This is a genomic window from Paraburkholderia sp. BR10882 (assembly GCF_040948855.1).
GTDB lineage: Bacteria > Pseudomonadota > Gammaproteobacteria > Burkholderiales > Burkholderiaceae > Paraburkholderia > Paraburkholderia nodosa_A.
Genome location: NZ_JBFPKP010000002.1, coordinates 309,678 through 331,634 on the forward strand (window position 1 = coordinate 309,678; position 21,957 = coordinate 331,634).

Annotated in this window: 24 protein-coding genes; 11 read left to right on the plus strand and 13 right to left on the minus strand. The window is 63.4% G+C overall.

The genetic code is table 11. From position 1 onward, the window contains the following. Positions 1-5 precede the first annotated feature (5 nt). Positions 6-236 carry a hypothetical protein gene (locus AB3X99_RS06420; protein WP_368616447.1) on the minus strand — a complete coding sequence of 77 codons (231 nt, stop codon included), beginning with the start codon at positions 234-236 and terminating at the stop codon, positions 6-8. Between the two features lie 196 nt (positions 237-432). On the opposite strand from AB3X99_RS06420, the gene AB3X99_RS06425 reads away from it, so the two are divergent. The 3 genes from AB3X99_RS06425 to AB3X99_RS06435 are packed head-to-tail and all read left to right on the plus strand — an operon-like array spanning position 433 to position 1,821. After that, entirely contained in the window at positions 433-618 is a 186-nt protein-coding gene (locus AB3X99_RS06425; RefSeq protein ID WP_368616448.1) for a hypothetical protein, read from the plus strand. A gap of 10 nt (positions 619-628) precedes the next feature. After that, a complete protein-coding gene (locus tag AB3X99_RS06430; protein ID WP_368616449.1) occupies positions 629-1,228 on the plus strand; it encodes a hypothetical protein in 600 nt (199 codons plus the stop codon). Further along, positions 1,192-1,821, plus strand: a complete 630-nt coding sequence (locus AB3X99_RS06435; protein ID WP_368616450.1) for a hypothetical protein — start codon at positions 1,192-1,194, stop codon at positions 1,819-1,821. Before AB3X99_RS06430 ends, AB3X99_RS06435 begins: the two co-directional genes overlap by 37 nt. A gap of 31 nt (positions 1,822-1,852) precedes the next feature. Here the strand turns inward: AB3X99_RS06435 and AB3X99_RS06440 are convergent, their stop codons facing one another. The 3 genes from AB3X99_RS06440 to AB3X99_RS06450 all read right to left on the minus strand — a co-directional run bounded on the left by AB3X99_RS06440 (position 1,853) and on the right by AB3X99_RS06450 (position 4,684). Continuing rightward, on the minus strand, positions 1,853-2,923 hold the full coding sequence (locus tag AB3X99_RS06440; RefSeq protein ID WP_368616451.1) for a site-specific integrase: 1,071 nt from the start codon (positions 2,921-2,923) through the stop codon (positions 1,853-1,855). A 298-nt stretch (positions 2,924-3,221) separates the two neighbouring features. Then, the gene (locus AB3X99_RS06445) at positions 3,222-3,401 is read right to left on the minus strand and encodes a DUF3563 family protein (RefSeq protein WP_042269847.1); all 180 of its coding nucleotides are present in this window, start codon (positions 3,399-3,401) and stop codon (positions 3,222-3,224) included. A gap of 101 nt (positions 3,402-3,502) precedes the next feature. After that, complete coding sequence (locus tag AB3X99_RS06450; RefSeq protein WP_368616452.1) at positions 3,503-4,684, minus strand: PHB depolymerase family esterase; 1,182 nt, start codon at positions 4,682-4,684, stop codon at positions 3,503-3,505. A 286-nt stretch (positions 4,685-4,970) separates the two neighbouring features. On the opposite strand from AB3X99_RS06450, the gene AB3X99_RS06455 reads away from it, so the two are divergent. Beyond that, the gene (locus AB3X99_RS06455; protein ID WP_069261349.1) at positions 4,971-5,672 is read left to right on the plus strand and encodes a phosphatase PAP2 family protein; all 702 of its coding nucleotides are present in this window, start codon (positions 4,971-4,973) and stop codon (positions 5,670-5,672) included. Positions 5,673-5,707: 35 nt separating this feature from the next. On the opposite strand, the gene AB3X99_RS06460 is transcribed toward AB3X99_RS06455, so the two are convergent. Together AB3X99_RS06460 and AB3X99_RS06465 are read right to left on the minus strand one after the other, a co-directional pair. Beyond that, a complete protein-coding gene (locus AB3X99_RS06460) occupies positions 5,708-6,634 on the minus strand; it encodes a TOBE domain-containing protein (RefSeq protein WP_368616453.1) in 927 nt (308 codons plus the stop codon). Between the two features lie 91 nt (positions 6,635-6,725). After that, entirely contained in the window at positions 6,726-8,384 is a 1,659-nt protein-coding gene (locus AB3X99_RS06465; protein WP_368616454.1) for a CHAD domain-containing protein, read from the minus strand. Positions 8,385-8,618: 234 nt separating this feature from the next. Here AB3X99_RS06465 and AB3X99_RS06470 point away from each other — a divergent pair, with 234 nt between their 5' ends. Together AB3X99_RS06470 and ppk2 are read left to right on the plus strand one after the other, a co-directional pair. After that, a complete protein-coding gene (locus tag AB3X99_RS06470) occupies positions 8,619-8,837 on the plus strand; it encodes a YdcH family protein (RefSeq protein WP_028202952.1) in 219 nt (72 codons plus the stop codon). A 256-nt stretch (positions 8,838-9,093) separates the two neighbouring features. Continuing rightward, positions 9,094-10,131, plus strand: coding sequence for a polyphosphate kinase 2 (ppk2, locus tag AB3X99_RS06475; RefSeq protein WP_368605208.1), 1,038 nt, complete (start codon positions 9,094-9,096; stop codon positions 10,129-10,131). Positions 10,132-10,145: 14 nt separating this feature from the next. Here ppk2 and AB3X99_RS06480 read toward each other — a convergent pair whose 3' ends face one another. Together AB3X99_RS06480 and AB3X99_RS06485 are read right to left on the minus strand one after the other, a co-directional pair. Then, the gene (locus tag AB3X99_RS06480) at positions 10,146-11,636 is read right to left on the minus strand and encodes an intermembrane transport protein PqiB (RefSeq protein WP_368616455.1); all 1,491 of its coding nucleotides are present in this window, start codon (positions 11,634-11,636) and stop codon (positions 10,146-10,148) included. 246 nt (positions 11,637-11,882) lie between these two features. Then, entirely contained in the window at positions 11,883-12,494 is a 612-nt protein-coding gene (locus AB3X99_RS06485) for a DUF3313 domain-containing protein (protein ID WP_176732813.1), read from the minus strand. 193 nt (positions 12,495-12,687) lie between these two features. Between AB3X99_RS06485 and AB3X99_RS06490 the strand changes: the two genes are divergently transcribed. Beyond that, positions 12,688-13,239, plus strand: a complete 552-nt coding sequence (locus tag AB3X99_RS06490; protein WP_069261353.1) for a TetR/AcrR family transcriptional regulator — start codon at positions 12,688-12,690, stop codon at positions 13,237-13,239. A 66-nt stretch (positions 13,240-13,305) separates the two neighbouring features. Here AB3X99_RS06490 and AB3X99_RS06495 read toward each other — a convergent pair whose 3' ends face one another. Beyond that, a complete protein-coding gene (locus AB3X99_RS06495) occupies positions 13,306-13,689 on the minus strand; it encodes a tautomerase family protein (RefSeq protein ID WP_368616456.1) in 384 nt (127 codons plus the stop codon). A gap of 100 nt (positions 13,690-13,789) precedes the next feature. On the opposite strand from AB3X99_RS06495, the gene AB3X99_RS06500 reads away from it, so the two are divergent. The 3 genes from AB3X99_RS06500 (at position 13,790) to AB3X99_RS06510 (ending at position 16,028) form a co-directional block, all read left to right on the plus strand. After that, the gene (locus AB3X99_RS06500; protein WP_368616457.1) at positions 13,790-14,641 is read left to right on the plus strand and encodes a LysR family transcriptional regulator; all 852 of its coding nucleotides are present in this window, start codon (positions 13,790-13,792) and stop codon (positions 14,639-14,641) included. Positions 14,642-14,901: 260 nt separating this feature from the next. Beyond that, the gene (locus AB3X99_RS06505; protein ID WP_069261356.1) at positions 14,902-15,330 is read left to right on the plus strand and encodes an MbcA/ParS/Xre antitoxin family protein; all 429 of its coding nucleotides are present in this window, start codon (positions 14,902-14,904) and stop codon (positions 15,328-15,330) included. After that, a complete protein-coding gene (locus tag AB3X99_RS06510; protein WP_069261357.1) occupies positions 15,327-16,028 on the plus strand; it encodes an RES family NAD+ phosphorylase in 702 nt (233 codons plus the stop codon). Before AB3X99_RS06505 ends, AB3X99_RS06510 begins: the two co-directional genes overlap by 4 nt. A 37-nt stretch (positions 16,029-16,065) precedes the next feature. On the opposite strand, the gene AB3X99_RS06515 is transcribed toward AB3X99_RS06510, so the two are convergent. The 4 genes from AB3X99_RS06515 to AB3X99_RS06530 all read right to left on the minus strand — a co-directional run bounded on the left by AB3X99_RS06515 (position 16,066) and on the right by AB3X99_RS06530 (position 20,653). Further along, the gene (locus tag AB3X99_RS06515; RefSeq protein WP_069261358.1) at positions 16,066-16,806 is read right to left on the minus strand and encodes a metallophosphoesterase; all 741 of its coding nucleotides are present in this window, start codon (positions 16,804-16,806) and stop codon (positions 16,066-16,068) included. A 182-nt stretch (positions 16,807-16,988) separates the two neighbouring features. Then, positions 16,989-18,392 carry a c-type cytochrome gene (locus AB3X99_RS06520; protein ID WP_368616458.1) on the minus strand — a complete coding sequence of 468 codons (1,404 nt, stop codon included), beginning with the start codon at positions 18,390-18,392 and terminating at the stop codon, positions 16,989-16,991. A gap of 13 nt (positions 18,393-18,405) precedes the next feature. After that, a complete protein-coding gene (locus AB3X99_RS06525; protein ID WP_368616459.1) occupies positions 18,406-20,007 on the minus strand; it encodes a GMC family oxidoreductase in 1,602 nt (533 codons plus the stop codon). Positions 20,008-20,077: 70 nt separating this feature from the next. Continuing rightward, complete coding sequence (locus tag AB3X99_RS06530; RefSeq protein ID WP_368616722.1) at positions 20,078-20,653, minus strand: sugar dehydrogenase complex small subunit; 576 nt, start codon at positions 20,651-20,653, stop codon at positions 20,078-20,080. Between the two features lie 353 nt (positions 20,654-21,006). Between AB3X99_RS06530 and AB3X99_RS06535 the strand changes: the two genes are divergently transcribed. Beyond that, the gene (locus AB3X99_RS06535; protein ID WP_069261362.1) at positions 21,007-21,663 is read left to right on the plus strand and encodes a DUF1345 domain-containing protein; all 657 of its coding nucleotides are present in this window, start codon (positions 21,007-21,009) and stop codon (positions 21,661-21,663) included. Positions 21,664-21,957 lie beyond the last annotated feature (294 nt).

A 21,957-nucleotide genomic window follows, 5' to 3' on the forward strand; every position in this document is an offset into this window, starting at 1 on the left:
TGCGATCAGTACTGCACCCGGCCGTCTGTGTACTCGATCGTTTGCGTAAGTTGAATCGCAGGGACCTTCGCAATTTCCGTCTTGCCGAACCAGATGATGAACGTACCCGGATCGGCAGGTGATCTTTGTACCTTCACTTTCTTTCCTGCCTTGTGTGTGCGTCCTGCATCCAGACCAATGTACTTGCTATCGACATTGATCAGCAGCTTTGCAGCGCGGGGCAGTTCGTAGCTCATTGCGTTTTCTCCGTTACGTGTTGTTTAACCACGTTCTGAGTCTACGTTCCACCACTGCGGCATCAATAGCCAGTTCAGTTGGTTTTCCTAATTGAATCACGCAGGCTCAATAGGAACTCTTTGCTTGATTGGTTGCCACGTGAATCTACCATCTGAGCATGGTAAGCAGTGCGGAACACTTAACGGAGTAAGCGACGTGTACAAGTTTGAGATTTTGTTCAAGGGTGAGCAGATCGCCGAAGCACAAGCAGCAACGTTTGATCAAGCGCGCACAGCAGCAATCTACTACGCACTGAAAACCAAGGATAACTGCGTGCTGCCGTTTGCAGATTTTAAAGCTACCAACGCAGCGTCTATAACCACTGGCCTTTTGGCACTGTAAGGAGAGGAACATGACTAAGGAACTTTCGATGACGCCCAACGCAGTTCAAAAGCGCGAGAAACGAGCAGCCAAGAAGATTGTTGCTGTCGTTGTGGATGCCCCAGAGACTAGCCAGAACGCCCCAGAAGCGCTTGCCGTTGTCGTGCGTGACGCAGTAGTTGAACTTAAACCGGCACAACCGAAAATCATCAAGATCGGTCATGCGTTTATCAAGGGCAAAGGCAAGAACGACAAGCCGAAGAAAGACAGCATCTGGGGGATCATGCAGCACGGCGACGTTTTGGTTAAGTTCTTCGGTCGTCGCAACGGCGCAATCCGCTTTCAGCAGGAACCGATTGCATTCCTCGATGCTGCGCTCAAGTTGTACGAGCACAAGCTTGCAGGCACTGATGCAAAGAAGCTGAAGCATGAAGATCTGGACGAAGCAGCGCAGAAGCAACTGCTCGGCGAAGACTGGCCGCAACCACTGTTCGAGAAGTACAAAACTTCGCTGGAAGCAGGCAAGGTAGATGTGCGCAGCGAGGCACCAGCAACAACGAAAGGTGAGAATGTTCGGGAACAGGAACAAGTTCCGTGGCCGTGGCCAACTTCTGCAAGCATGGCAGCTTAAGCAGCAAGCACAAGCAACAAGGGGAGCCAAGTGCTCCCCTTTTCTACCTTTGTCGCAGATTCGATTCGATTAAAAATCGAGCCCGATTTTCGAATTTAAATTTTGACTCGGGGCGACGCTCGGCTCTAAAATTTCCGTATAACAAAAATAATAAGAAAAAAGTTATGCAATATTCAAAACCCACGAGCAAAGACCGCCACAAATATAACTGCCAAAAGAGCGGCGTCAAACGGCGCAAGGCCAAAGACGGAAGCGCTATACCGTTCAATCTCACATTCGATGACTGGTGGAACTGGTGGCAAGCAACAGGCCATTATCACGAACGCGGCAATGGCAAAGACAAGTACTGCATGGGCAGATACGGCGATACTGGCCCCTACGAACTGGGAAACATCTACTGCATCACCAACAGCCAGAATGCCACCGAAGGCACGTTAGGGATTAAGCACACCGCTGAACACAAAGCCAACATCAGCAAAGCGCTTGTAGGTAGGAAATCGGAGAGAGTGACTTGTCCACATTGCGACCTGGAAGGTGGTATCCACAACATGATGAGATACCACTTCGACAAGTGCAAACGCAAGACACATTAACAACAAGGGGAGCCAAGTGCTCCCCTTTTGCTTAGCCAAGTTTCAACGCAAGATCTTCCGGTCGTGTGCTGTAGTACCGCGCAAGCATTTTCAGATTGCTGTGACCAGATATACGGCTTAGCTCGATCACGTTCGGTATCTTCTTGGACATGTTGGTGATTGCCATGTGACGCAGATCATGGAAGCGGAAGTCCTTGATCTTGGCCCGCTTCACAGCACGCACCCATGCCTGATCAACAACACGATACGATATCGGGAAAACGCGGTTAGACTCTGCTTCAAAGCCGTCCAGTGGCATCTTCTCGCGTGCTGCTTTTACTTCCTGAAGGATGGCAATTGCAGCAGTGCTGAGCGGAACTGTACGAGGTTTGCCGTTTTTCGTTTTCGTGAGGTAGGCAACCCTGCGTTCGGTATCAACGCGATCCCAAGTAAGCTCCAGCATCTCGCTTCTACGCATTGCAGTTTCGAGAGCCAGTTTCGCAAGTGGCAACAGATGCGGATTGATGTTGTTCTTCGCTTTGCGTGGCTCCCACAGTTCATCCCTGCTCTTTAGTGCAACCCAGAGCCGTTCAAGTTCTGCTTGTGTAAGTATGCGGTCGCGTTCACTGAAGTACTTGGGCTTTATAAACTTGCCGAACGGATTTGGAAGGTTCATGTCCCAATCCCGACGCGCACGCTTGAACACACTTTCCAATATCGATATTTCACGCAGCAACGTACCTGGTGAAACCAACTTCAACCGCTCGTCCCTGTATTTGGAAAGTACTTGTGGGGTTAAGGTTTCGACCGTGTATGCACCCAGACGCTCCTTCAGGTTGAGCAGTCTGTATTTCAGATACAGGGTGTTTTTAGTAACAAGAGGACCATTGGGGCGCACATGCAGGTTGGGATCGGAATCCAAATACCTGTCTATTAGTTGACCCAATGTAGTCGCCAGGTCTGCTTTGTTTGCAGCAAACGAACCTGCTTGCATAGCAGCTTCAACTTCGGTTGACCAAGTTTGAGCTTCTGCTTTGCTATCGAAGGACTTGCTTTGTGGAGGGAACCCCTTGCGGATCACCCTTGCTTGCCACTTGTCGCCTCGCTTGATGATGCTAGCCATTTGTAAGCCTCATTTGCACCAAATTTGCACCAACGTGCAAAAAATGAGGGAGAATGAATGTTGACTTTGGCTAACCCATTGTTTCCAAACGGTTTTGCTACATCGTGACGACGATGCTCTATTGCTCGTTCTACGCGACCTATCGCGGCTGCTTTGGCGTGCAGGAAAAGCAGGCCGCGGAAATGCCGGACTCGGGACGCTGACCGGCGGCGCGGTAGTCCTTCAAAGTCAAAACGCAAAAACGGCGCCTTTTGGCGCCGTTTTCATTTTGCCCCGTTAGCGGGGGCTGCATTCCTGCTTAGCCGTAATGGTTCATCCACGACGGGTGGCGCGTGGCCTTCTCGCGATCCATCTTGCGCATGCGGAACTCGAGATCGTAGATATCGACGGACTGCGCGAGGTACGCTTCCTCGCGCTGCTGGCGGCGAGCTTCTGCAGTTTCGGAGAGGAAAAGGAAAAGACGGCTGAGCAGGTACATGATTTGGCCCTTCTTTGACGGGCACGTGCCCGCGAATCGAATGAAGCCATTATAGGGTAAACCCTGTTAAGGGTAAACCCCTAAATTACCCGTAGTCGCTTTTAACCAACGTCCTGGGTCACTTCGGCGTCGTAGGCCTCGTCGAAGGCCTCCCGGCGTTGAGCCTCGAAAAAGTCCCAGATCAACGTGCTCGCGTCCGGTCCCGTCGAGGAGTGGAACGGTACGGTGTCGTCGCCGCCGCTCCAGGCGTGGTCGAGGTCCGCCACGCGGCACAGTCGCACGACACTCGCGCCGTCTAGCTCGTAATCCTGCTCGCGATAACCGTCCTTGAAGGTCTCGCGCGACACTACGCCCTGACGCACGCCGCGCGTATCCGCAAGACCGTTCAAACGCAGCAGTTGCAGCGCGAGCTGTTCCGCGTTGACGGGCGCGACGACGGCGTCCGCCTCGCCCTGCACGACGATCGCGGGCATGCCCGGATGGATACGCTCGCCCAATTGGGTATCGACGAGCGCCACTGGATCGTGGTGCACGCCGCGCCGCATCACATCGAGCGCCGTCACGCCCGAGCGCGCCTCACCGAAAGCGGGGCCGGAATGCAGCGCGATGGCGGCGAAACGGCTGGGCGAGCGCACCGCGAGCAGCATCGCGAGCCCTGCTCCCGCTGACAAACCGGACAGATAGACGCGCGAGCGGTCGAAGCCATGCTCCTCGACGAGCGCATCGACCAGCGAAACGACGGATGCCGCCTCGCCGCCGCCCGCCGCGTCGCGCGAGTCATACCAATGCCAGCATTGATGCGGATGCGCGCGTTCCGACTGCTCGGGATACACCACCGCGAAGCCATGACGGTCGGCGAGCAGATTCATGCGGGTGCCTTCGGCGAAGGAATCCATCGACTGCTTGCAGCCGTGCAGCATCACGACGAGCGGCATGCCCCGCGTCTTGCGCGCCGTCGGCAGGTACAGCCCGTAAGGCAGGGAACGTCCGGCATGCAGGTCGTTCGCCGGTACAAGGTGATCCGCGCGGCGCCATTCGCCCGCGGCCCAGGCGGCCGCACGCGGACCCACGCGCGACTCGCGCACCGGCGCGCCGCTGCGCGCCTGCCCTGGAGTCACTCGGCTGGCCGCCTGCTCGGCTGCGGCCTGAGCGGCGCGCCAGATTGCCTGCGGCTTGGGTGCATCGATCCCCGCGCCTTTCAGGGCGTCGCGGGTCGCCCGGGTCTGGATGGCGAGCAGACGTCGCATGCCACCTGCCCATAGCTTCGTCAGATTTTTCGTCATCTATGGCCTCGTAAAAGGGTCCGACACATCGTGGCGTTTTGCCGCGATCCGTCGTTGTGCAACGCACAATAACACCATTTGGATGACGCTGCAGATCGAACAGGCTGGGTTCTGTCCGCGCGTTCGTTCGTCGAGGCACGCCTTCGTCTATGCGAGGCAGCTATACTGGATGCGTGTCTCACGCGCGTGTCGGCCAGCCAGGCGGCTCGCGCGTTAAGTCGCTATGAAGTAGCGGTTAAGCACCTGCAACCCCAGGATCCTCTTCAGACAGCCGGCAGCGCGGACCATGCCAGATTTGCCCCTTCACCTTTGGTACTCGATTACCAACCTCGGCGGCGCCGGCCTCACCCTCCCGCTGGCGTTGGCTATCGCGCTGTGGCTGATAGTCGGCTACTCGTGGCGCATGGCGGCGAGCTGGGTGTTTGTGCTCGGTCTGGCAATCGGCCTGGTAACGCTCACCAAGATCGCGTTTCTCGGCTGGGGCGTGGGGGTAAGAGAACTAGATTTCACGGGGATCAGCGGCCATGCCATGTTGTCCACGGCCGTCTATCCCGTCGCGTTTTTCCTGATGCTGCAAGGCGCGCCGTCCTTCGTGCGCGCCACGGGCGTGACCATAGGCCTCGCGGTGGGACTCGCAGTCGCGCTCTCGCGCGTCGTGCTCGACGCTCACTCGCCTTCCGAGGCTGTCACGGGCTGCGTGGTCGGGGCGCTCACCGCGCTCGTGTTCGCGCGCTACTGGTGGCAGGCGCAAGCCCGGCGAATTTCGGCGGCGGCCGTCGCGCTGAGCCTCGCGGCGCTGACTGTCGCGTTGCACAACGTGCATGTGCCCACGCATCGCTGGGTCACGCACATCGCGCTCACGGTTTCGGGTCACGACCGGCCCTACGTGCGTGCCAAATGGAAGGCCAACCGCGCCAACCGCGCGCCGGTCGCGCCCGTCTCGCAAACCCGCAACGGCCTCACGCCGCCCGCCCAGCGCCACGCCTGAAGCCGCCTGATGGGCGGCGCCCCGTTCGACGCCGCTCAACCGGCCACGCCTAGCAGCACGCTCGAAGCCTTGAACACGGCCGTCGCCGCTTGCCCTGCGACGAATCCCAGCGCGTCCACGCTCGCTTCGGTCACGATCGCGGCGATGACGGTGCCGCCCGGCAGGGCGAGCGTCACTTCGGCGTTCACGGCGCCACGTTGCACAACCTCGATCGTCCCGCTGAGCCGGTTGCGCGCCGAAAGCCGGTCGGCGTCTGCCGCGCTCGCGACCAGCACGACCGACGTCGCCTTCACGAGCGCCACCACGGGCGCGCCTGCGGCAAGGCCGAGCGCTTCGGCGCTCTCGTGGGTGATCGTGGCGACGATGCCCTCGCCGCCGGGCAGCGCGATCGACACCTCGTCGTTCACCGCACCACGCACGATCCCCGAGACGGTGCCAAAGAGCTGATTGCGCGCGCTCGTGCGCATGGCGAAGCGGCCGAGCACGGCGAGGTCGCGCGCGAACCCGCCAGCGTGCGCATCGCCGCCTTCGCCCGAAACGGCCCCAAGCGCGTGCGCCGCACGCTCGATAAAGCGCTGGTGCTCCCGCTCGATAGCGCGAAACGTCTCGACGAGCCGCAGCGCCCGCGGCGTGAGCGTCGTCCCGCCGCCGCCCTTGCCGCCCGTCGCGCGCACCACGAGCGCCTCGCCCGCGAGATTGTTCATGACGTCGACGGCGTCCCAGGCGCCCTTGTAGCTCATGCCGACCGCTTTCGCGGCGCCTGTGATCGAACCGGTTGCATGGATGGCTTCCAGCAGCGCAATGCGCGCCGCGCCGCCAAGCATCTGCTGGCCGGACTGAAACCAGACCGAGCCGCCCAGACCCAGTTCCGGCGCCTCGGCGGGTGTCGATGTATCAGTGGAGCCGGCGTCGGCTTGGCCGGCTCCGGCGGATGGTGAGTTCAGGTCAGTGGGATTCATCATGCGCAACATAAGCGAAAACGAGACGAACGAACGATGGTTCGGCGCGGCTCGCCAAACCGCCAATCCGCGCCAGCGATTATAGAGACGCACGTCAGGCGCCGCGCGCCACCTTCGGCGCACCCAGTTCGCGTAACAGGCGTTCGCCCTCCTTCGCGGTATAGCGCTTGACGGCCTCGCACCAGCCGCGTGCGAACCCAAGCTGATACGGCTCGGCGTCCATGCGCTCGAGATAGCGCAGGGCCACCGCGGCGTCGTTGCCGTCGCCGAGCACGCTCTGCAGCCGTGCTAGCGCGCGCGCCACCTCCATGCGCGTGCGGCGCGACGTGAGCGTGGCGAAGAATTCGATCGTGTAGCGCAAATACTTCGCGTTGATGCGCGCGCGATGACGGCTCGCCTCGTCGATGGCCGTGAGCTTTTGCGTGCTCGCGAGTTGCTCGTAGTAGCGCCGCACGCGCTTCTTCGCGTGGCGATGCAGCGAAAACCCGGCGCTGCCGGCGTCGTGCGCGCGTCGCGCGCGCAAGTCGAGCCACTGGAGCCACGCCAGCGCCGCGAGCGCATAGCGCTGCGAGGCCAGCGCCTCGCGCAGCCGCGCGCGCGCGGCGAGCCGCTGCGCGTTGGCCGCGTCGCGAATCGCGTCCCAGCGCCCCGGCTCGACGTCGGCGGCAGCGAGCGCAGGCAGCGTCGATTCGACGAAGACATCGCGGTCGCGCGCATCGCCGAGCAGGCCGCCGAGCCATTTGAGCTCCGGCTCGATGCGCGTCTCCCACGCCTCGTCGCACCAGCGCGAGAAAATGCGCATGGCGGTGCGCAGCCGCCGCTGCGAGACGCGCATCTGATGGATGAACTCGCCGTTCGTGCTGTCGCGCACGCCCGCGTCATTGCCGAACCACTGCACGCTGATGTTGCGCCCGATCGCCACGAGCGCGGCCTCGGCGGTGGCCGCGCCGGCCAGATCCACGGCTTCGGCCTTGATGGCTTCGGCGTCGCCGGTCACGCTGCCGGCGCTGGCGCGCTCGAGCGCGTCGGTCAGCCGCACGAATGCGGGGAGCGCCCCGATCAGGTCGCCGGCACAGGCAAACAGCGCATCGACGATAGGCCGCTCGTCCTCGCCTTCGGGCCAGGGCGCGCTCACGCGCAACTCGTGCAAGGCGGACAAGTCGGGCGGGGGCGCCGCATCCGCGCCGTGAGTGTCCCGAGCCACCATTTCTTGCTGCGCTGCCGACGGCTCGTGCAAGTCTTCGTCGAGCGTAAGCAATACGTCGATGCCATCGCGCGGCCACTGCCAGCGGCTGCGCATCGCCACGAGGGTGGCCGATGGAGCGAGATCGTCCGCGCTGCCCAGCGCCTCGCGAAACGGCTCGGGCGCGGCGTCGAAGAGCGCATGCGCGATGCCGTTCGCATCGAGCGCCGCCTCGAAGATCGGTGCGACCACGGTAACCCCAGGCGTATGAACGCGTCGGCTCGACACGACAACGCGCTGCGTGTCGCCGCGCGATTCGACCGACACGCGCCAGCCGAGCCCCCGAAGGACCCCGCCGCGGTCGAAGGCGACCGTCGTCACGCGCTCGCGCGCGTCGGGCAGCGCCACGAGCATCGGCAATGCCGCGCCCAGGCTGGCGGCCCGCTCCGAAGGTTTCGGGCTGGCGTGCGCCCTGGACGCCGCTCCCGTGGCGGCGACGGCTTTTGCGTTTTGTCTATCCGGCGCTGCCGGGATCACGACATCCAGCACGATTTCCAGAACGCGATCCATGAACGCTCCAGGGTTCTGTCGGGCGACGGCTTGGAACAGTGCAAGCGGATGGAGAACCAGGAACTGCGACGACGCGATCGATGGTACACGCGAGCGCGCCCCGATGCCCCAGGTAACGTCCCTGACCCTTCGGGCAATCGGAGTCTGATGATGGTCAAGACTGCCACGACCAGACGGTGGAAAAATAACGACCTGCCAATTTCTCCCATTTTGCCTGTCTGTAAGGAGTGTTGAGTGTTCCCTGAGTACAGAGATTTGATTTCGCGCCTCAAGATCCAGGACGACCATTTCGCCCGGATTTTTCATCGTCACAACGAACTCGACCAGCAGATCAAGAACATGGAAGCGGGTGTCGTGGCTTCGCACGGCATGGAAGTCGAGCAGCTAAAAAAGGAAAAGCTTCAACTGAAGGACTCGCTCTACCTCATCCTCAAAAAGGCGGCAAACGCCTGAGCCGGCCGGCGTCCAGCACTGGCCGTTAGCTGGACAAGCGGGCCGGCGCTGGCCAGCGGCGCGCAGGCTTTTGCCTCGGCGCCGCCCTGCCAATCAAGCCCCGACGACTTCCCTGCGTGCCATTGCCGCGCGCGCCTTCGATGCATCCGCGTTGAATGCGAGTCACTGCGCATGCACTCCCATCCCCGCATCCGCCGACACCATGCCCAAATCCATTCCCTACCCCGCTTCCGACGCCGCCAGCCCCGCCGCACGACTGCCGCTCGTCACGCCCCACAGCGCCGAATTGCGCACCGTCGACAGTGGCGTCGAATCCGCGAGCGAGACGATCGCAGGCGCTGTCCATGATCTCGTCGCGCGCACTCGCGCCGGGCACAATCCGCCCGCCATGCTGCTCGAGTCGATCGCAGCATTGATGCAAGGCATGTCGCCCGACGAAGCCGCCCAGTTGCGCAGTCTGATCCTCGAAGGCAACCCTGCCGACTGGCGCAACTCGCGCTCGCGCCACCCCGACGAGGAACTCGCCTCCGGCTGGCGCGAAGGCGGCTATCCGTATCGCAACCTGATGTCGCGCCGCGCCTACGAGCGCCAGAAGTACCGGCTGCAGGTCGAACTGCTCAAGCTCCAGGCGTGGGTGCGCGAAACCGGTCAGCGCGTCGTGATCCTGTTCGAGGGCCGCGACGCGGCCGGCAAGGGCGGGACGATCAAGCGCTTCATGGAGCATATGAACCCGCGCGGCGCGCGCGTCGTCGCGCTTGAAAAGCCCACCGAAGTCGAGCGCGGCCAATGGTATTTCCAGCGCTATGTGCAGCATCTGCCTTCGGCCGGAGAGATCGTGCTGTTCGATCGGTCCTGGTACAACCGCGCGGGCGTCGAGCATGTCATGGGCTTCTGCTCGCCGGAGGAATATGCCGATTTCATGCAGCAGGTGCCGGAGTTCGAACGGCAATTGATCCGGAGCGGCATCCATCTGATCAAGTTCTGGTTTTCAGTGAGCCGTGCCGAGCAGCGGCGACGCTTCAAGGAACGCAAGGTGCATCCGCTCAAGCAATGGAAGCTGAGTCCCGTCGATCTCGCTTCGCTCGACAAGTGGGAGGCGTACACCTTGGCGAAAGAGGCCATGTTCTCGCAGACGGACACCGCCGATGCGCCGTGGACGGTCGTTCGCTCCGATTGCAAGAAGCGCGCGCGGCTCAATGCCATGCGATTCGTGCTGCACAAGCTGCCTTATGCGAGCCGGGACGCAGAGGCGATCGGGGTGGTCGATCCGTTGCTGGTGAGTCGGGCGCCGTAGGCGGCCCTGCCGATTCACGGGTCTGCGCGCTTCCCCCAGATCAATGCCTCGGGGTGGCGTTCGAGATAATCGGATAAGGCGTTCAGGCTGGCCAGCGTACGCCGCAACGCGGCCAACGCCTGATGAGCGTCGCTCTGCAACGGCGAATCCTGGTCGAGCATCGCTTGCGCGGAACGAAACGCCCGTTGCGCCGATTCGAGCGTCGAACGCGCACGCGGTACGAGCTCCGTATCGAGCCGCGCAAAGAGGACATTCGACTGCTGCAACGACGCGTCCAGGTTGCGCCCGATCGCCTGAAGCGGCATGCGGTCGAGCCGGCGCACGATATTCGACACCTGGTCCTGGAGTTCTTCCAGTGAGTTGGGCACCGTCGGCAATTCGACCGGCGAGCGCTCCGTGTCGACGCGCGCCGCGGGTGCGCGCGGGAAGATGTCGAGTGCGACGTACTTCTGCCCCGTCAAAAGGCTTCCCGTGCGTAGCTGGCCGCGCAGTCCCTGAGCGACGAGCTGGTGCAGCAGACTCTTGCCTGCCGTTCCCGCACCGTCGCCGAGCGCGTCGCGGTAGTTGCGGCCGAGCCGCGAGGGATACAGGCTCAGCGTGACCAGCATGTCGAAACGTCCGCTCTTGGGTTGGAAGTCGATAGCGACTGCCGTGACCGTGCCCAATCCAACGCCGCGGAATTCGACTGGCGCGCCAACGGACAGCCCTCGCACCGACTGCGCGAAGCGCATGCGCACCACGGCAGGCGGACCTTCGTTGGCGCGCATCGCGTCCGTGCGGCTTTCCGCGAGCCGGAAATCCTCGACGCTCGTCGCGGACACTGGGCGCACGCTCCCACGCGGCGTATCGAATGCGAGGCCGCCCGCGAGCAGCGCCGCGGCCGGCGGCGTTTCCAGCCGCATGCCGCTGGAATCGAGCTTGAGTTCGACGCCGCTCGATTGCCACCAGCGCGTATCGGACGTGACCAGACGATCGAACGGTCTCCTGACGAAAACGCCGATACGGACGTTGTCGCCACTGGTCACCAGCGAATAGCCGAGCACCTCCCCGACCTGCACACCGCGAAAATAAACGGGCGAGCCGGCATTCAGCGAGCCGAGCGTTGGGGCGCGAATCACGAAACGCGTGCCCTCTGCGTCGCTGGTGATGGCCGGCGGCGTGTCGAAGCCCGTGAATGTGTAGCACGCCCTGGGCGAATGAATGTCGATATCGACGTCGATCCAGGTTCCCGATACGGCGGTCAGGAGCCCGGAGATGTTCTTCACGTCGATGCGCGGACGCACAACCCAGAATTTCGCGCCGCACATGGCGATGTGTGGTCCGGCCGCATCGAGCCTCAGTTCGGCATCCACACGCTGACCATCCGCGGACAAACGCAGATGCTCGAGCCGGCCAACGACCACGCCGCGATATCGCACCGGCGTTTTGCCGGCGACGAGCCCGGCGCCCGACACGAAGCTCACGGTTACACGGGTGCTGCGTTGCGACAGCGCTTGAGCGAGCATCAGGCCGCCAGCCAGGTTCGCCAAAACCCACGCGGCCCAGACTGCGGCATGCCACCACCGCCGGTCACTCACAACTTCCCCACGACGACATGCCATACGCGCCTCGCAAATCGGGATGCGAAGGCGAGCGCATGGCCAACCGCGCATGCAAAGAAGCTGAAGAGACTCACGGTGCGTTGAAGATCTGGCGAGAAAGTCGATGGGGTTCGGACCGGCGGCGCCCTTTCCGCTCAGGCGGCTTCGCCGTTAGCGCAACTGCTCGACGAGCGCATCGGCGCCCTTGTCGATGCCGGTTTCGGCCGCGCTCAGGGAGCCGAAGGCAGCGGGCAGATTCATCGCGTTCGGGTATTGCTTTGTCACGTAGGCGCGAAGCAGACGCCCCGACGCACTGTCGTACACCTCCACGGCATACGACACCGAGCCGCTAAACGCTCCTTTGCCGCCCCGGATCGCCTGAACGCCGTTGTAGAGATTGCCCGCGATGTCGAAATGCATCGCCTGGCCGATCAGGGCAGTCGTTTTCTCCGCGCCGGTCAACGTGAGTTTCACGCGCAGCGTCGCGGGCGACGGCTGGGTCGCCAGGTCGAAACGCTTCGATAGCGTGTCGGCAAACGTCTTGTGCATGTAGGCGGCGAGCACGTCCTTGTCCGAGTCCGACAGGTCGCCGAACTGATTGTCGGCGCCTTGATACACCGCGACCGGATCGACGATGACCTGCGAGTAGCGCGACCAGAGCACCGGCGCCGCATAGCGGAATGGCGTCTGCGCGGCGTCGTGATCCCGGTTCTCCTTGAGCTGGGAGGACGAGGCGAGGCTGTTATAGGCCACGGGCTGCACGCCCGCACACGCCGACAACATCAGGAGTACTACGCAAGCCGACGACATGTGAAGAAAACGGTTGTTGAGCACGAAGGCATCCTTTTAAAAGTTGCCGGATACCGCCTGGCATCCGGCCGAGTCTACGACGAGACGAAGCGTAGCATCGGCCTCGGAGGATGTAAACCGTCTATCCGGTTTGTTTGTGGAACGATGCAGGGGTACAATCGCGCCCATGGATAACCAGACACGTTCCGAGATTTCCCGCAGAAAGGCGATTGACGCGGCGCTTGCGATCCTGACCCGCGACGGGGTCGGCGGACTGACATTCGATGCGCTCGCGCGCGAAAGCGGCATCAGCAAAGGCGGATTGCTACACCAGTTCCGTAACAAACTGGGCGTGCTGCGCGCGCTGCTGGATCGTCAGCGGGAACAATTCGAGCAGATCGCGCAAGATCACCTGGCAGCGGGCGGCCAGGCCCGGGCAGAACCGGTCCTTTCGGCGCAGATCGCGATTTTCAGGGAGTCGATCAACCAGCCGGACTCCGTCGCGCGCGCCGTGCTCGCGGCCCTGGTCGAAAGCCCGGCGCTGCTCGAAGACCTGAAGGCCCAGGACGCGGCCAAGATGGAACAGCTGCAGGTCGAGGCCCGCGACCTCGAACTCTCGTTGCTACGCTACTTCGCCGCGAGCGGCATCGCGTTCAGCACGCTGCTCGGGCTGTCGGCCGTGCCCGACGCGCTGCGGGAACGGCTGTTCGACCGCCTGCTCGACGAGAAGAAGTGGTGACGTGGCTGCCGCGCGGGAGCAATCGCGCGGCCGGCTGACGGCCGCGTCGGGCGGCACGCTCCGCGCTCAGGTCGCGTACTGCGCCACCCCATTGCCGAACGACCAGTTCTCCCGCGCGACATCCACGAGATTCACGAACACGTCCTCGCGCCTCACCCCCGGAGCGCGCGCGAGGTTTTCGGCAATCTGCGCGAACAGCGCCTTCTTCTGCTCCTGCCCGCGCGTGTTGTTCACGGCGATCTGAATCATGACCAGATCGTCGCTGCGCTCGATCCCGAGGTAATGCCGGCCGAACACGAAGTTATCGGCATCGTGCTCGGTGATGATCATGAAGATGTCGTCTTCAGGCGCCTTGAACACCTCCATCAGCGCTTGGTGAATGCCCTGCGTGAGCGCCTTGCGATACGTGGCGGGCTTGCCTGCGCGAACCGCGATACGAGTGAACGGCATGTCGATCTCCTGCTTCGGTGGGTTTGACATGACATCAGCTTAGGTGCGATCTATCATAATAAACAGGCATAGATAGATATTTCATCCATTTTCGTCTGAAATGAAACCACTGGATCTCGACGCCGTGCGCGCCTTCGTGCTCGTCGCCGAGCTGCGCAGCTTCACGCGTGCCGCCGACGCCCTCGACACCACGCAATCGGCGGTGAGCCTCAAGCTCAAGCGCCTCGAGGCGCATCTGGGCAAGCAGTTGCTCGAACGCACGCCGCGCGTCGTGCGGCTTTCGGCGGATGGCCTCACGTTCCTCGCCGCCGCGCGCGACCTGCTGGGCGCGCATGAGCGCGCGCTCGGGGCGCTTGCGGGCGACGAGCGGCGGCTCGCGCTCGGCCTGAGCGAGCATGTTGCGGACGCCAACCTCGCCCGCCAGCTCGCCCAGCTTCGCGTCCATGATCCGGGACTCGTGATCGAGCTGCATCTGGGGCTCTCGGCGCATCTGCTCGCGCAGTTCGACGAGCGGCGGCTCGATGCCGTCATCGTCCGTCAGGAGGAAGAGGAGGCGCCGCGCGGCGATGCCCGTCGGCTCTTCGCGGAGCCGCTCGTCTGGCTCGCCGCACCGCAATGGCAGTGGCAGCCCGGCACGGCGCTGCCGCTCGCGCTGCTCGCCGCGCCATGCGCGGTGCGGGCCGCAGCGATTCGCGCGCTCGACGCCGCGGGCGTGGCGTGGACCGAAGTGTTCGTGGGCGGCGGTGTCGCCGCGGTGGGCGCGGCGCTGGCCGCTGGTCTCGCGGTTTCGCCGCTGGCGCGCCGGGTCGCGCCGCGCGAACTGATCGACGTCGGCGCTCGGCTCGGTTTGCCCGCGCTGCCGGTTTCGCAGGTCCTGCTTCACTCGCGGGTGCGCGAGCCGCGAACCGCGGCGACGCTGCAATTGTTCGCGTCGGGGCTCGGCACGGGCTAGATAGCGTTCAGCTCAGGATGGGCGGCAGCGCGTGCGGCACGGGAATCGCACTTTTGGACGCGGGCGCCGCGCCGGAAGCGGGATGATGCACACGGGCTGCGGCGTGGGCCTCGCCGGGCATGAGCCATCAATACACCTGCCCGCACCTGTCTCCCCCAATGCCGTCCCAATGTCCGGCGAGGATTATACCGAGTCAAAACTTGCAATAATCCATATATGGACTAATATCTACTAAAAGTTCAATTCAGGACTCGACCACCATGTCACCCGCCACTGCTTCCGTCACGCCGTCGCGACGTCCCCGCGCCGAACCCTCGCTCACCGAAATGTCGGCGGCGGGGCTCAGGGCGTTCTTCAACATTGCGCGCGACTGGGACCTGAGCGCCGAAGAGCAGATTATTCTGCTCGGCTCGCCGGGCCGATCCACGTTCTTCAAGTGGAAGCAGTCCCCGCACACCGCCCGGCTGGGCCGCGACACACTCGAACGCCTTTCGCTGCTGCTCGGCATCTACAAGGCGTTGCAGATTCTCCTGCCCCAACCCACCTCCGCCGACACCTGGATCAAGCGTCCCAACAGCGCGCCGCCCTTTGGCGGACGGCGCGCGCTCGACCGCATGCTGGCCGGCAACGTCAGCGACCTCGTGGCGGTGCGCCAGTATCTCGACGCAATGCGAGGCGGCTGGGCGTGACGCAAACGAACTGGCAAGACCGCTGGCGCAGCGCGCATCTCACCTGGTCACCCGCGTTCAGGGTGATTCCCACCCGGTTTCCAGCCGTGAACCTGTTCGACCGCGTGGCTTCCGCGGACGACTTCGAGGCGCTCTACGCGCTCGAAGCGCTCACCAACGACCGGCTGCGCACCGAAACCGGCGACCTCGACCTCGTGCCGCGCGAGGAGCGCCGCTTCGGCCCCGGCTACGGGCCGATCATGGCGGCTTTCACGCATCTGAATCCGCAGGGCAGCCGTTTTTCCGACGGCACCTACGGCGTGTTCTACTGCGCGCGCTCGCGCGCGACCGCCGTGGCGGAAACGCGCTATCACTCGGGGCTTTTTCTCGCGGCCACGAACGAGCCGCCCATCCGTCAGCAAATGCGGCTCTATACGGTGATCGCACACGGCGAGGTAATCGATCTGCGCGATGACCCCGCGCTCGACCCGGGCGTGCTCTCGCCCGACGACTACACGGCCGGCCAGGCGCTAGGCCGCGCCGCCCGCGAGGCGCGTGCGCCGGGCATTGCGTATCCCTCGGTTCGCGACGAGGACGGCCAATGTCTCGCCGCCTTCAGCACGACGCTGCTGCGCGCGTGCCATCACGCGGCGTATCTGGAATACAACTGGAATGGGCACACCATCGACATGGTGTTCGAGTTGAACCGCATCGTATGAGCCGAGCGGCCAACGGGAGACCGGCAGGCGCGAGGCCTCAGGGAAGCACGATCGCGGCCGCGCCGTGCGCGAGCGCCTCGACCTGCGAGACCGACAAGATGCGCGATGTGAGCGCCTCGACCATGGTGAGGCGTCCTTCGGTGATGAACGCTCCGGTGTCGATGAACACCTGCGAGCCGATCTGCCGCACTTCACGCACCGGCGTATGCCCGCAGAACGTGAGCGAGAGCGCATGGCGCGCCGGATCGCCCGTGCCGAGCACGAGATCGCGGCCCCAAAGCATGCGTTCGCGCACGTCGGAATCGAACTGGCCGCTGTCGAGCGCGGCGTCGTCGCCGAAAAATTCCGCGTGAATGATATTGAATCGCTTTTCGCCCTCGCCCACCACGCGCGCGAGCGGCAATTGGCGTAGCCGTTGCGCGTAGTGCACGAGTTCGGCGTCGGGCACGCTCTGCGCCCAGCCGCCGCCGATGCCATACCAGCGGTTGCGCGGCATCTTCCCTTCGGCTACGGCGCACAGTGCGTCTTCGTGATTGCCGAGCACGGCGTAGAACCACGGTTTGTCGAGCAGCGCGAGCGCCTGTTCGCACTGCTCGCGCTCGCCGCGGTCAACGAGATCGCCCACAGAAAACAGCCGGTCACGCGCGGTGTCGAACTCGACTTCGCGCAAAAGATAGCGCAACGCCTCCACGCAACCATGCAAATCGCCTACTACGAAGTCGCGACCTGCAAGATTGGCGGCATGGTGCTGCACGAGAGCGTCGGGTGTATGCGTCATCACTTCATCATAGCGCTGTGTGAGTGGGCCATATGAGCGCCAAATATCGTACCGAATACGATTGCGACAGGCGCGTCACTAAGCAGACTACACGCAAGCGGCGTGCCTGCGTTCACAGCATACGCGTTTGCGGTTATCAGTGCCGCCGCGAGCGCGGCGCAAAGCCCCGGCGTTACGGTGAGTTACTGGGGCTGGGCACGCAGCGCCGCGACCTCGCCGGCCGTGAGCGTGGCCCGCAGATCGCCGAACTGCGTCGTCACGTAGTTGGAAATGGCTGCCACCTGTTCGTTGCTCAATGCATCGCCGAATGCCGGCATCAGCACGTCGCTGTCCTTCGTCTGGCGCCGCACACCGTGCAGGATCACCATCGCGAGGTTGTCCGGGCTCGGCGCGCCTGCAACGCTGTTATGAATGAGCGATGGATACGCGCCCGGCGCGCTTCCCCCCACGCCGCCGCCTGTCCAGTGGTGGCAACTCGCGCAGTTCGCCACGAAAAGCTGCAAGCCGTTCACGGTCGTGATCGTCGTGCCGCGCAGCGCGGTGATGTCGTTCACAGCGGGCTTGCCCCAGGCATCGCGCGGCCGCGTCACGCCGCCCGAAACCGGCGGCAGCGCGCGCAGATACGCCACGATCGAGCGCAGGTCCTCATGCGTCAGATATTGCGTCGAGTGCTGGACCACGTCGGCCATCGGACCGGCTGCGCTCGCATGCCCCGCGGCAATGCCCGTGGAGAGATAGGCGATCAGCGCGTCGTCGCTCCAGTTGCCAATGCCGCTCGTGCGGTCGGGCGTGATGTTGTAGGCCTGCCAGCCTGCTTGCGTCGCGCCCGAGAAACGCTCTGTCGTCTTGAGACCCTGCATGAAGTTGCGCGGCGTGTGGCATTCCTCGCAATGCGCGAGGCCTTCGACGAGATAGGCGCCGCGGTTGAATTCGGCGCTTTGCTTCGGGTCCGGCACGAAGCGGCCTTCGTTGAAGTTGAAGAGATTCCACAAGATCATCAGCCAGCGCTGATTGAATGGAAAGCGCAGCTCGTTCGCGGGCGGCGTGTAATGCACCGGCGCGATCGTATTCAGATAGGCGCGGATCGCAAGCATGTCCTGCTCAGTCATCCGCGTGAATTCGACGTAGGGAAACGCGGGGTACAGCCGTTCGCCGCCCTTGCCGATGCCTTCATGCAACGCGCGTATGAAGTCGGTATCGCTCCACTGGCCGATGCCGGTATCGGGGTCCGGCGTGATGTTCGGCGTGTAGATTTTTCCAAGCGGCGTGCTGATGGGCAGGCCGCCCGCAAACGGCCGGCCTGGATCGGCGGTATGGCACGCAACGCAGTCGCCAATGCGCGCTAGATAGGCGCCGCGCTTGATGAGCTCGGGCTTGTCGGCGTCCGCAATGGGCGTCGACGTGTCGTCGCCGCGCGCCGTGGACATCGGCAGTTCGTCGACGGGACGCGAGTTCGACTCGTGCGAGGCGTGCCACGCGATATAGAGCGCGAAGGCACAGAAAAGCGCGGCCGCGAGAGCGGCACGCGCGCGTCGCTCTCGCTCGTGATTCGTGGTGGCCGCTGTGGAGGACTTCGCTGTTTTCATCGTCTGGCTCGTATCAAAGCTCGTGGCGCAGCTTGTCGGCCAGCTTCAGCGACAGCGCGGCAATCGTCAGCGTGCAGTTCACCGAGGCGGCCGAGGGCATCACCGCGCTGCTGGCGACGAACAGATTCGCATGATCGTGCGTGCGGCAATCGGCATCGACGACCGAATCGGCGGCGTTCGCGCCCATGATCGTCGTGCCCATGATGTGATTGTTGGGCGCGAAGGTATCGTCGAATGCGATGTCCGTGCCGCCGAAAAGCTGCGCGATCTGCGCATAGAGTTCATGCGTGTTCGCCGCGCTCTTCTTGACGTAATCGTTGATCGAGTAATAGATCTCGGGCTGTGGAATGCCGAGTCCGTCCTTGTGTTCGCTCGAGGGCAGCACGCGGTTCTGCGGCTCGGGCAAATGCTCGTGGAAACTGTTGATGGTGAGCGTGCGCGACGTGCGCTCGCGTATCTCCCGGTCCAGTTCCGCGCCGGTCAAGCCGTTCGCGATGAGCGCGGCCGTCACGGCCATGGTGGGCACCCCGTTCGACAGATGCAGTTTCTTCGCGGCATACGCGGAGCGGAACGCACCGTCGCGGAAGTTCACGACCGAGGTCATTTCCATGGGCCCGCGCCCCGGCCACAGTGGTTCGTTGGCCATGAACGTGATGCCCGTGCCCGGATGATCCATGAGATTGCGGCCCACCTGCCCGGAGCTATTGCCAATGCCGTGCGCAAACGCGTCGCTCTTCGACATCAGCATGAGCTTGGGCGTCTCGATGCCGTTCGCGGCGAGCACGAAGAGCTTGCCGGTCACGCGCGTGCTTCTGCCGCCTGGATCCTTGTAGTGAACGGCAGTAACGAGCCCTTTGTTGTCGGCCTCGATGTGATAGACCACGGCCTGGGGCACGAGCTTCGCGCCCGCGCGCTCGGCCTTGTCCGCGTGAACCACGCCGTTGTACATCGCACCGATCGGGCAAATCGGCATGCAGTTGTTGTTGCCGCAGCAGGTGGGCCGCGCATCGAACGGGCGGCTATTGCGCGCGACCGGCTCGGGCACCACGTGAAAGCCATTCGCATTCAGTACTTGCGAGAAGCGCTGATCCATCCAGGAAAGCGGCAGCATGCTCATTGGATACGGCTTTGCCCGCGGCGAGCCGAGATCGTACGTCGCGTCCGGACCGGACACGCCCAGTGCCTCTTCCGCGAGCTGATACCACGGCTCCAGCGTCTCGTAGGGATAGGGCCAGTCGCGACCCACGCCGTACTGGGTTTTCAAACGAAAGTCCGCCGGCAGCAAGCGCCACGCGGCGGCGGCCCAGTGCCACGTGGTTCCGCCCACGAGACGCAAATATTGTGAGTTGTACGGATAATCGCCCTTCTGCACGAGATACTCGTTGGGCGGCGCGTATTCGGGATGCGGCGCGTAGCTCACAGACGGATACGGCGTGGCGAAATCGGCCTTGGCGGGCGAATTGCGGAAGTTCTCCACGATCTGCCAGCGCGCAACGCGCGGCCCCGCTTCGAGCAGCACCACGCAAGCGCCGGCCCGGGCGAGCTGGTGCGCCACCAGACTGCCCGCCACGCCGGAACCGACGACGACCACGTCGGCGCAACGTCCTGTCGCCATTGTCGACCTCATCCTTTGGCTTTCGTTGTGGGGGCCTGGCGCGGCCGTGATGTATGTGCCGGTTGCTCCGCTATTCGCCTGCGGGTTTGTGCTTCCAGTGGAACGGCACGTCGCGGCAATACGAGGGAATCGTGAGCACGTCGTTGACGGGGTCGAACATCAACGCCTTTTCGAAGGCCACCACCTGCACCTTCGGCATCTCGCCCACGAGACCGAGATACCACGCGCGCATGATGTCGCCCACCATCGATGCGAGTTCCGGCTGATCGGGCTTGAGCGCGGCGGTCACGGTATCGGAGGGCACGCCGCCATGACCTTGAATCCAGGTGTTGAGCGTGGCGACATTCGCGTCGAACTGACTGCTCGCGTGGCCGAGCGCGGCATAGACGCGCTTGCCGAGCACGGCGTCGAAGCTCGTGCGGCCAGTGAGGCGCTGCGATAGCTCGATGAAGGCGTCATAGCCGGTACCGGATGCGCTCGCCGAGGTGGCCGCGAAAGCGCGGCCCACGCCGAAAGGCGCGCGCGAGCGCCCGGCAGCCGCGAAGGCGAGCAGCGCCGCTGCGCACGCTCCCGAGACGAAACGCCTGCGGCCAGGACGGCCGAGGCGCTCAAATACAGCAGGAAGATCGTGCGGCGCCTGAGACATCCCGTGTTGTGTCACCTCTGTCATGGGCACTCCAGATGAGGTCGATCCCGCCAGGTTCCCCTGGCGGGGGGCGAAACACGCTTGCCGCCGGCGCGGGCGGCGCCTGAAAACAGGCCATGCGAAAAACGTTTGCTATCGTCATTCAACGCGGATCAATGCATATGCACCGTCGTTGCGCTGACTGCGAGAGCGCGCTTGCGCGTTGCGCAAGCAATATAGCCCCTTATGGCCCGATAAGACAAACCGAAAGCTTGCATGCCCGGCATAACAGTGAACAGCGCGTCACTCCGGCGGACCGCGCACGGTAGAATCGCCGCAATTGATTGCTAACCCGCGCGACCCCGGGCCACGCCATGAACTTCATACCGCTGGTACTGCGCAACCGGCCGCACTTGATGATCGCCATCGCCGTGGGCGTCGTGCTCGGCTTGCTCTCGCCCGCCTCGATCCATACTTCCGCGCGCGTCCTGCTCGGCTGGGACGCCACGGTATGGACCTACCTCGTGCTGATCTGGCTACACATGGTGTTAGCAAACGAAGAGAGCGTGCGCGCGAACGCCCGCCGCGAAGACGAAAACGCGGGGACCGTGCTGTTTCTCATCTGCATCGCAACGGTGGCGAGCATCGTCGCCATCGTCATCGAGCTGGGTACGACGAAGGATCTCGGCACGGCCTCGAAAGTGCTGCATTCGCTGCTCACGGGGCTCACGCTCATCGGGGCGTGGTTCCTCATTCCCACCATCTTCACGCTGCATTACGCGCGCCTCTACTACGGTTCCGATCCCAACGAGCCCGCTCTCGCGTTTCCCGACAAAAAGCTCACGCCGAATTACTGGGACTTTCTCTACTTCTCGTTCACCATCGCCTGCGCGTCGCAAACCGCCGATATCGGCCTGCGCGGGCGCAGCGCGCGGCGCGGCGTGCTCGCGCAATCGATTTTGTCGTTCTATTTCAACGTTTCTGTGCTAGGCCTGTGCGTGAACATCGCCGCGAGCATGGTCGGTAGCTGATCCGTTTTTCTCCGCTGCAACCGATACCGGCAATCGCCGCCGGGTTCTCCGCTCGACTCGGCCGCCTTTGCGCCCAGGCTTTGCGAACATGCGCCTTGCACGCGGCGCCGCGCGCCTGTGTGCTCATGGGCATGTGCCTTGCTCGATTCCCCCGCAAGTCGCCACGCGGCGCAAGCGGTTTGGTTCCGGCCTGCTCTTGCACTACTCTGAACAGGTGCCTGTCCACCACGCGCAGCGCGGCACGCTCCGGCAGCCCCCGGGCGGCGCGATCGCATTTCGGCTAACCCCGACTTG

What these genes read in the sequence shown, in the direction of transcription:
- AB3X99_RS06420 (WP_368616447.1), bottom strand. Translation starts at nt 236, where the DNA reads ATGAGCTACGAACTGCCCCGCGCTGCAAAGCTGCTGATCAATGTCGAT.
- AB3X99_RS06430 (WP_368616449.1), top strand. Translation starts at nt 629, where the DNA reads ATGACTAAGGAACTTTCGATGACGCCCAACGCAGTTCAAAAGCGCGAG.
- AB3X99_RS06440 (WP_368616451.1), bottom strand. Translation starts at nt 2,923, where the DNA reads ATGGCTAGCATCATCAAGCGAGGCGACAAGTGGCAAGCAAGGGTGATC.
- AB3X99_RS06445 (WP_042269847.1), bottom strand. Translation starts at nt 3,401, where the DNA reads ATGTACCTGCTCAGCCGTCTTTTCCTTTTCCTCTCCGAAACTGCAGAA.
- AB3X99_RS06450 (WP_368616452.1), bottom strand. Translation starts at nt 4,684, where the DNA reads ATGACGAAAAATCTGACGAAGCTATGGGCAGGTGGCATGCGACGTCTG.
- AB3X99_RS06455 (WP_069261349.1), top strand. Translation starts at nt 4,971, where the DNA reads ATGCCAGATTTGCCCCTTCACCTTTGGTACTCGATTACCAACCTCGGC.
- AB3X99_RS06460 (WP_368616453.1), bottom strand. Translation starts at nt 6,634, where the DNA reads ATGATGAATCCCACTGACCTGAACTCACCATCCGCCGGAGCCGGCCAA.
- AB3X99_RS06465 (WP_368616454.1), bottom strand. Translation starts at nt 8,384, where the DNA reads ATGGATCGCGTTCTGGAAATCGTGCTGGATGTCGTGATCCCGGCAGCG.
- AB3X99_RS06480 (WP_368616455.1), bottom strand. Translation starts at nt 11,636, where the DNA reads ATGCTCGCTCAAGCGCTGTCGCAACGCAGCACCCGTGTAACCGTGAGC.
- AB3X99_RS06485 (WP_176732813.1), bottom strand. Translation starts at nt 12,494, where the DNA reads ATGTTGTCGGCGTGTGCGGGCGTGCAGCCCGTGGCCTATAACAGCCTC.
- AB3X99_RS06490 (WP_069261353.1), top strand. Translation starts at nt 12,688, where the DNA reads ATGGATAACCAGACACGTTCCGAGATTTCCCGCAGAAAGGCGATTGAC.
- AB3X99_RS06495 (WP_368616456.1), bottom strand. Translation starts at nt 13,689, where the DNA reads ATGCCGTTCACTCGTATCGCGGTTCGCGCAGGCAAGCCCGCCACGTAT.
- AB3X99_RS06500 (WP_368616457.1), top strand. Translation starts at nt 13,790, where the DNA reads ATGAAACCACTGGATCTCGACGCCGTGCGCGCCTTCGTGCTCGTCGCC.
- AB3X99_RS06505 (WP_069261356.1), top strand. Translation starts at nt 14,902, where the DNA reads ATGTCACCCGCCACTGCTTCCGTCACGCCGTCGCGACGTCCCCGCGCC.
- AB3X99_RS06515 (WP_069261358.1), bottom strand. Translation starts at nt 16,806, where the DNA reads ATGACGCATACACCCGACGCTCTCGTGCAGCACCATGCCGCCAATCTT.
- AB3X99_RS06520 (WP_368616458.1), bottom strand. Translation starts at nt 18,392, where the DNA reads ATGAAAACAGCGAAGTCCTCCACAGCGGCCACCACGAATCACGAGCGA.
- AB3X99_RS06525 (WP_368616459.1), bottom strand. Translation starts at nt 20,007, where the DNA reads ATGGCGACAGGACGTTGCGCCGACGTGGTCGTCGTCGGTTCCGGCGTG.
- AB3X99_RS06530 (WP_368616722.1), bottom strand. Translation starts at nt 20,653, where the DNA reads ATGTCTCAGGCGCCGCACGATCTTCCTGCTGTATTTGAGCGCCTCGGC.
- AB3X99_RS06535 (WP_069261362.1), top strand. Translation starts at nt 21,007, where the DNA reads ATGAACTTCATACCGCTGGTACTGCGCAACCGGCCGCACTTGATGATC.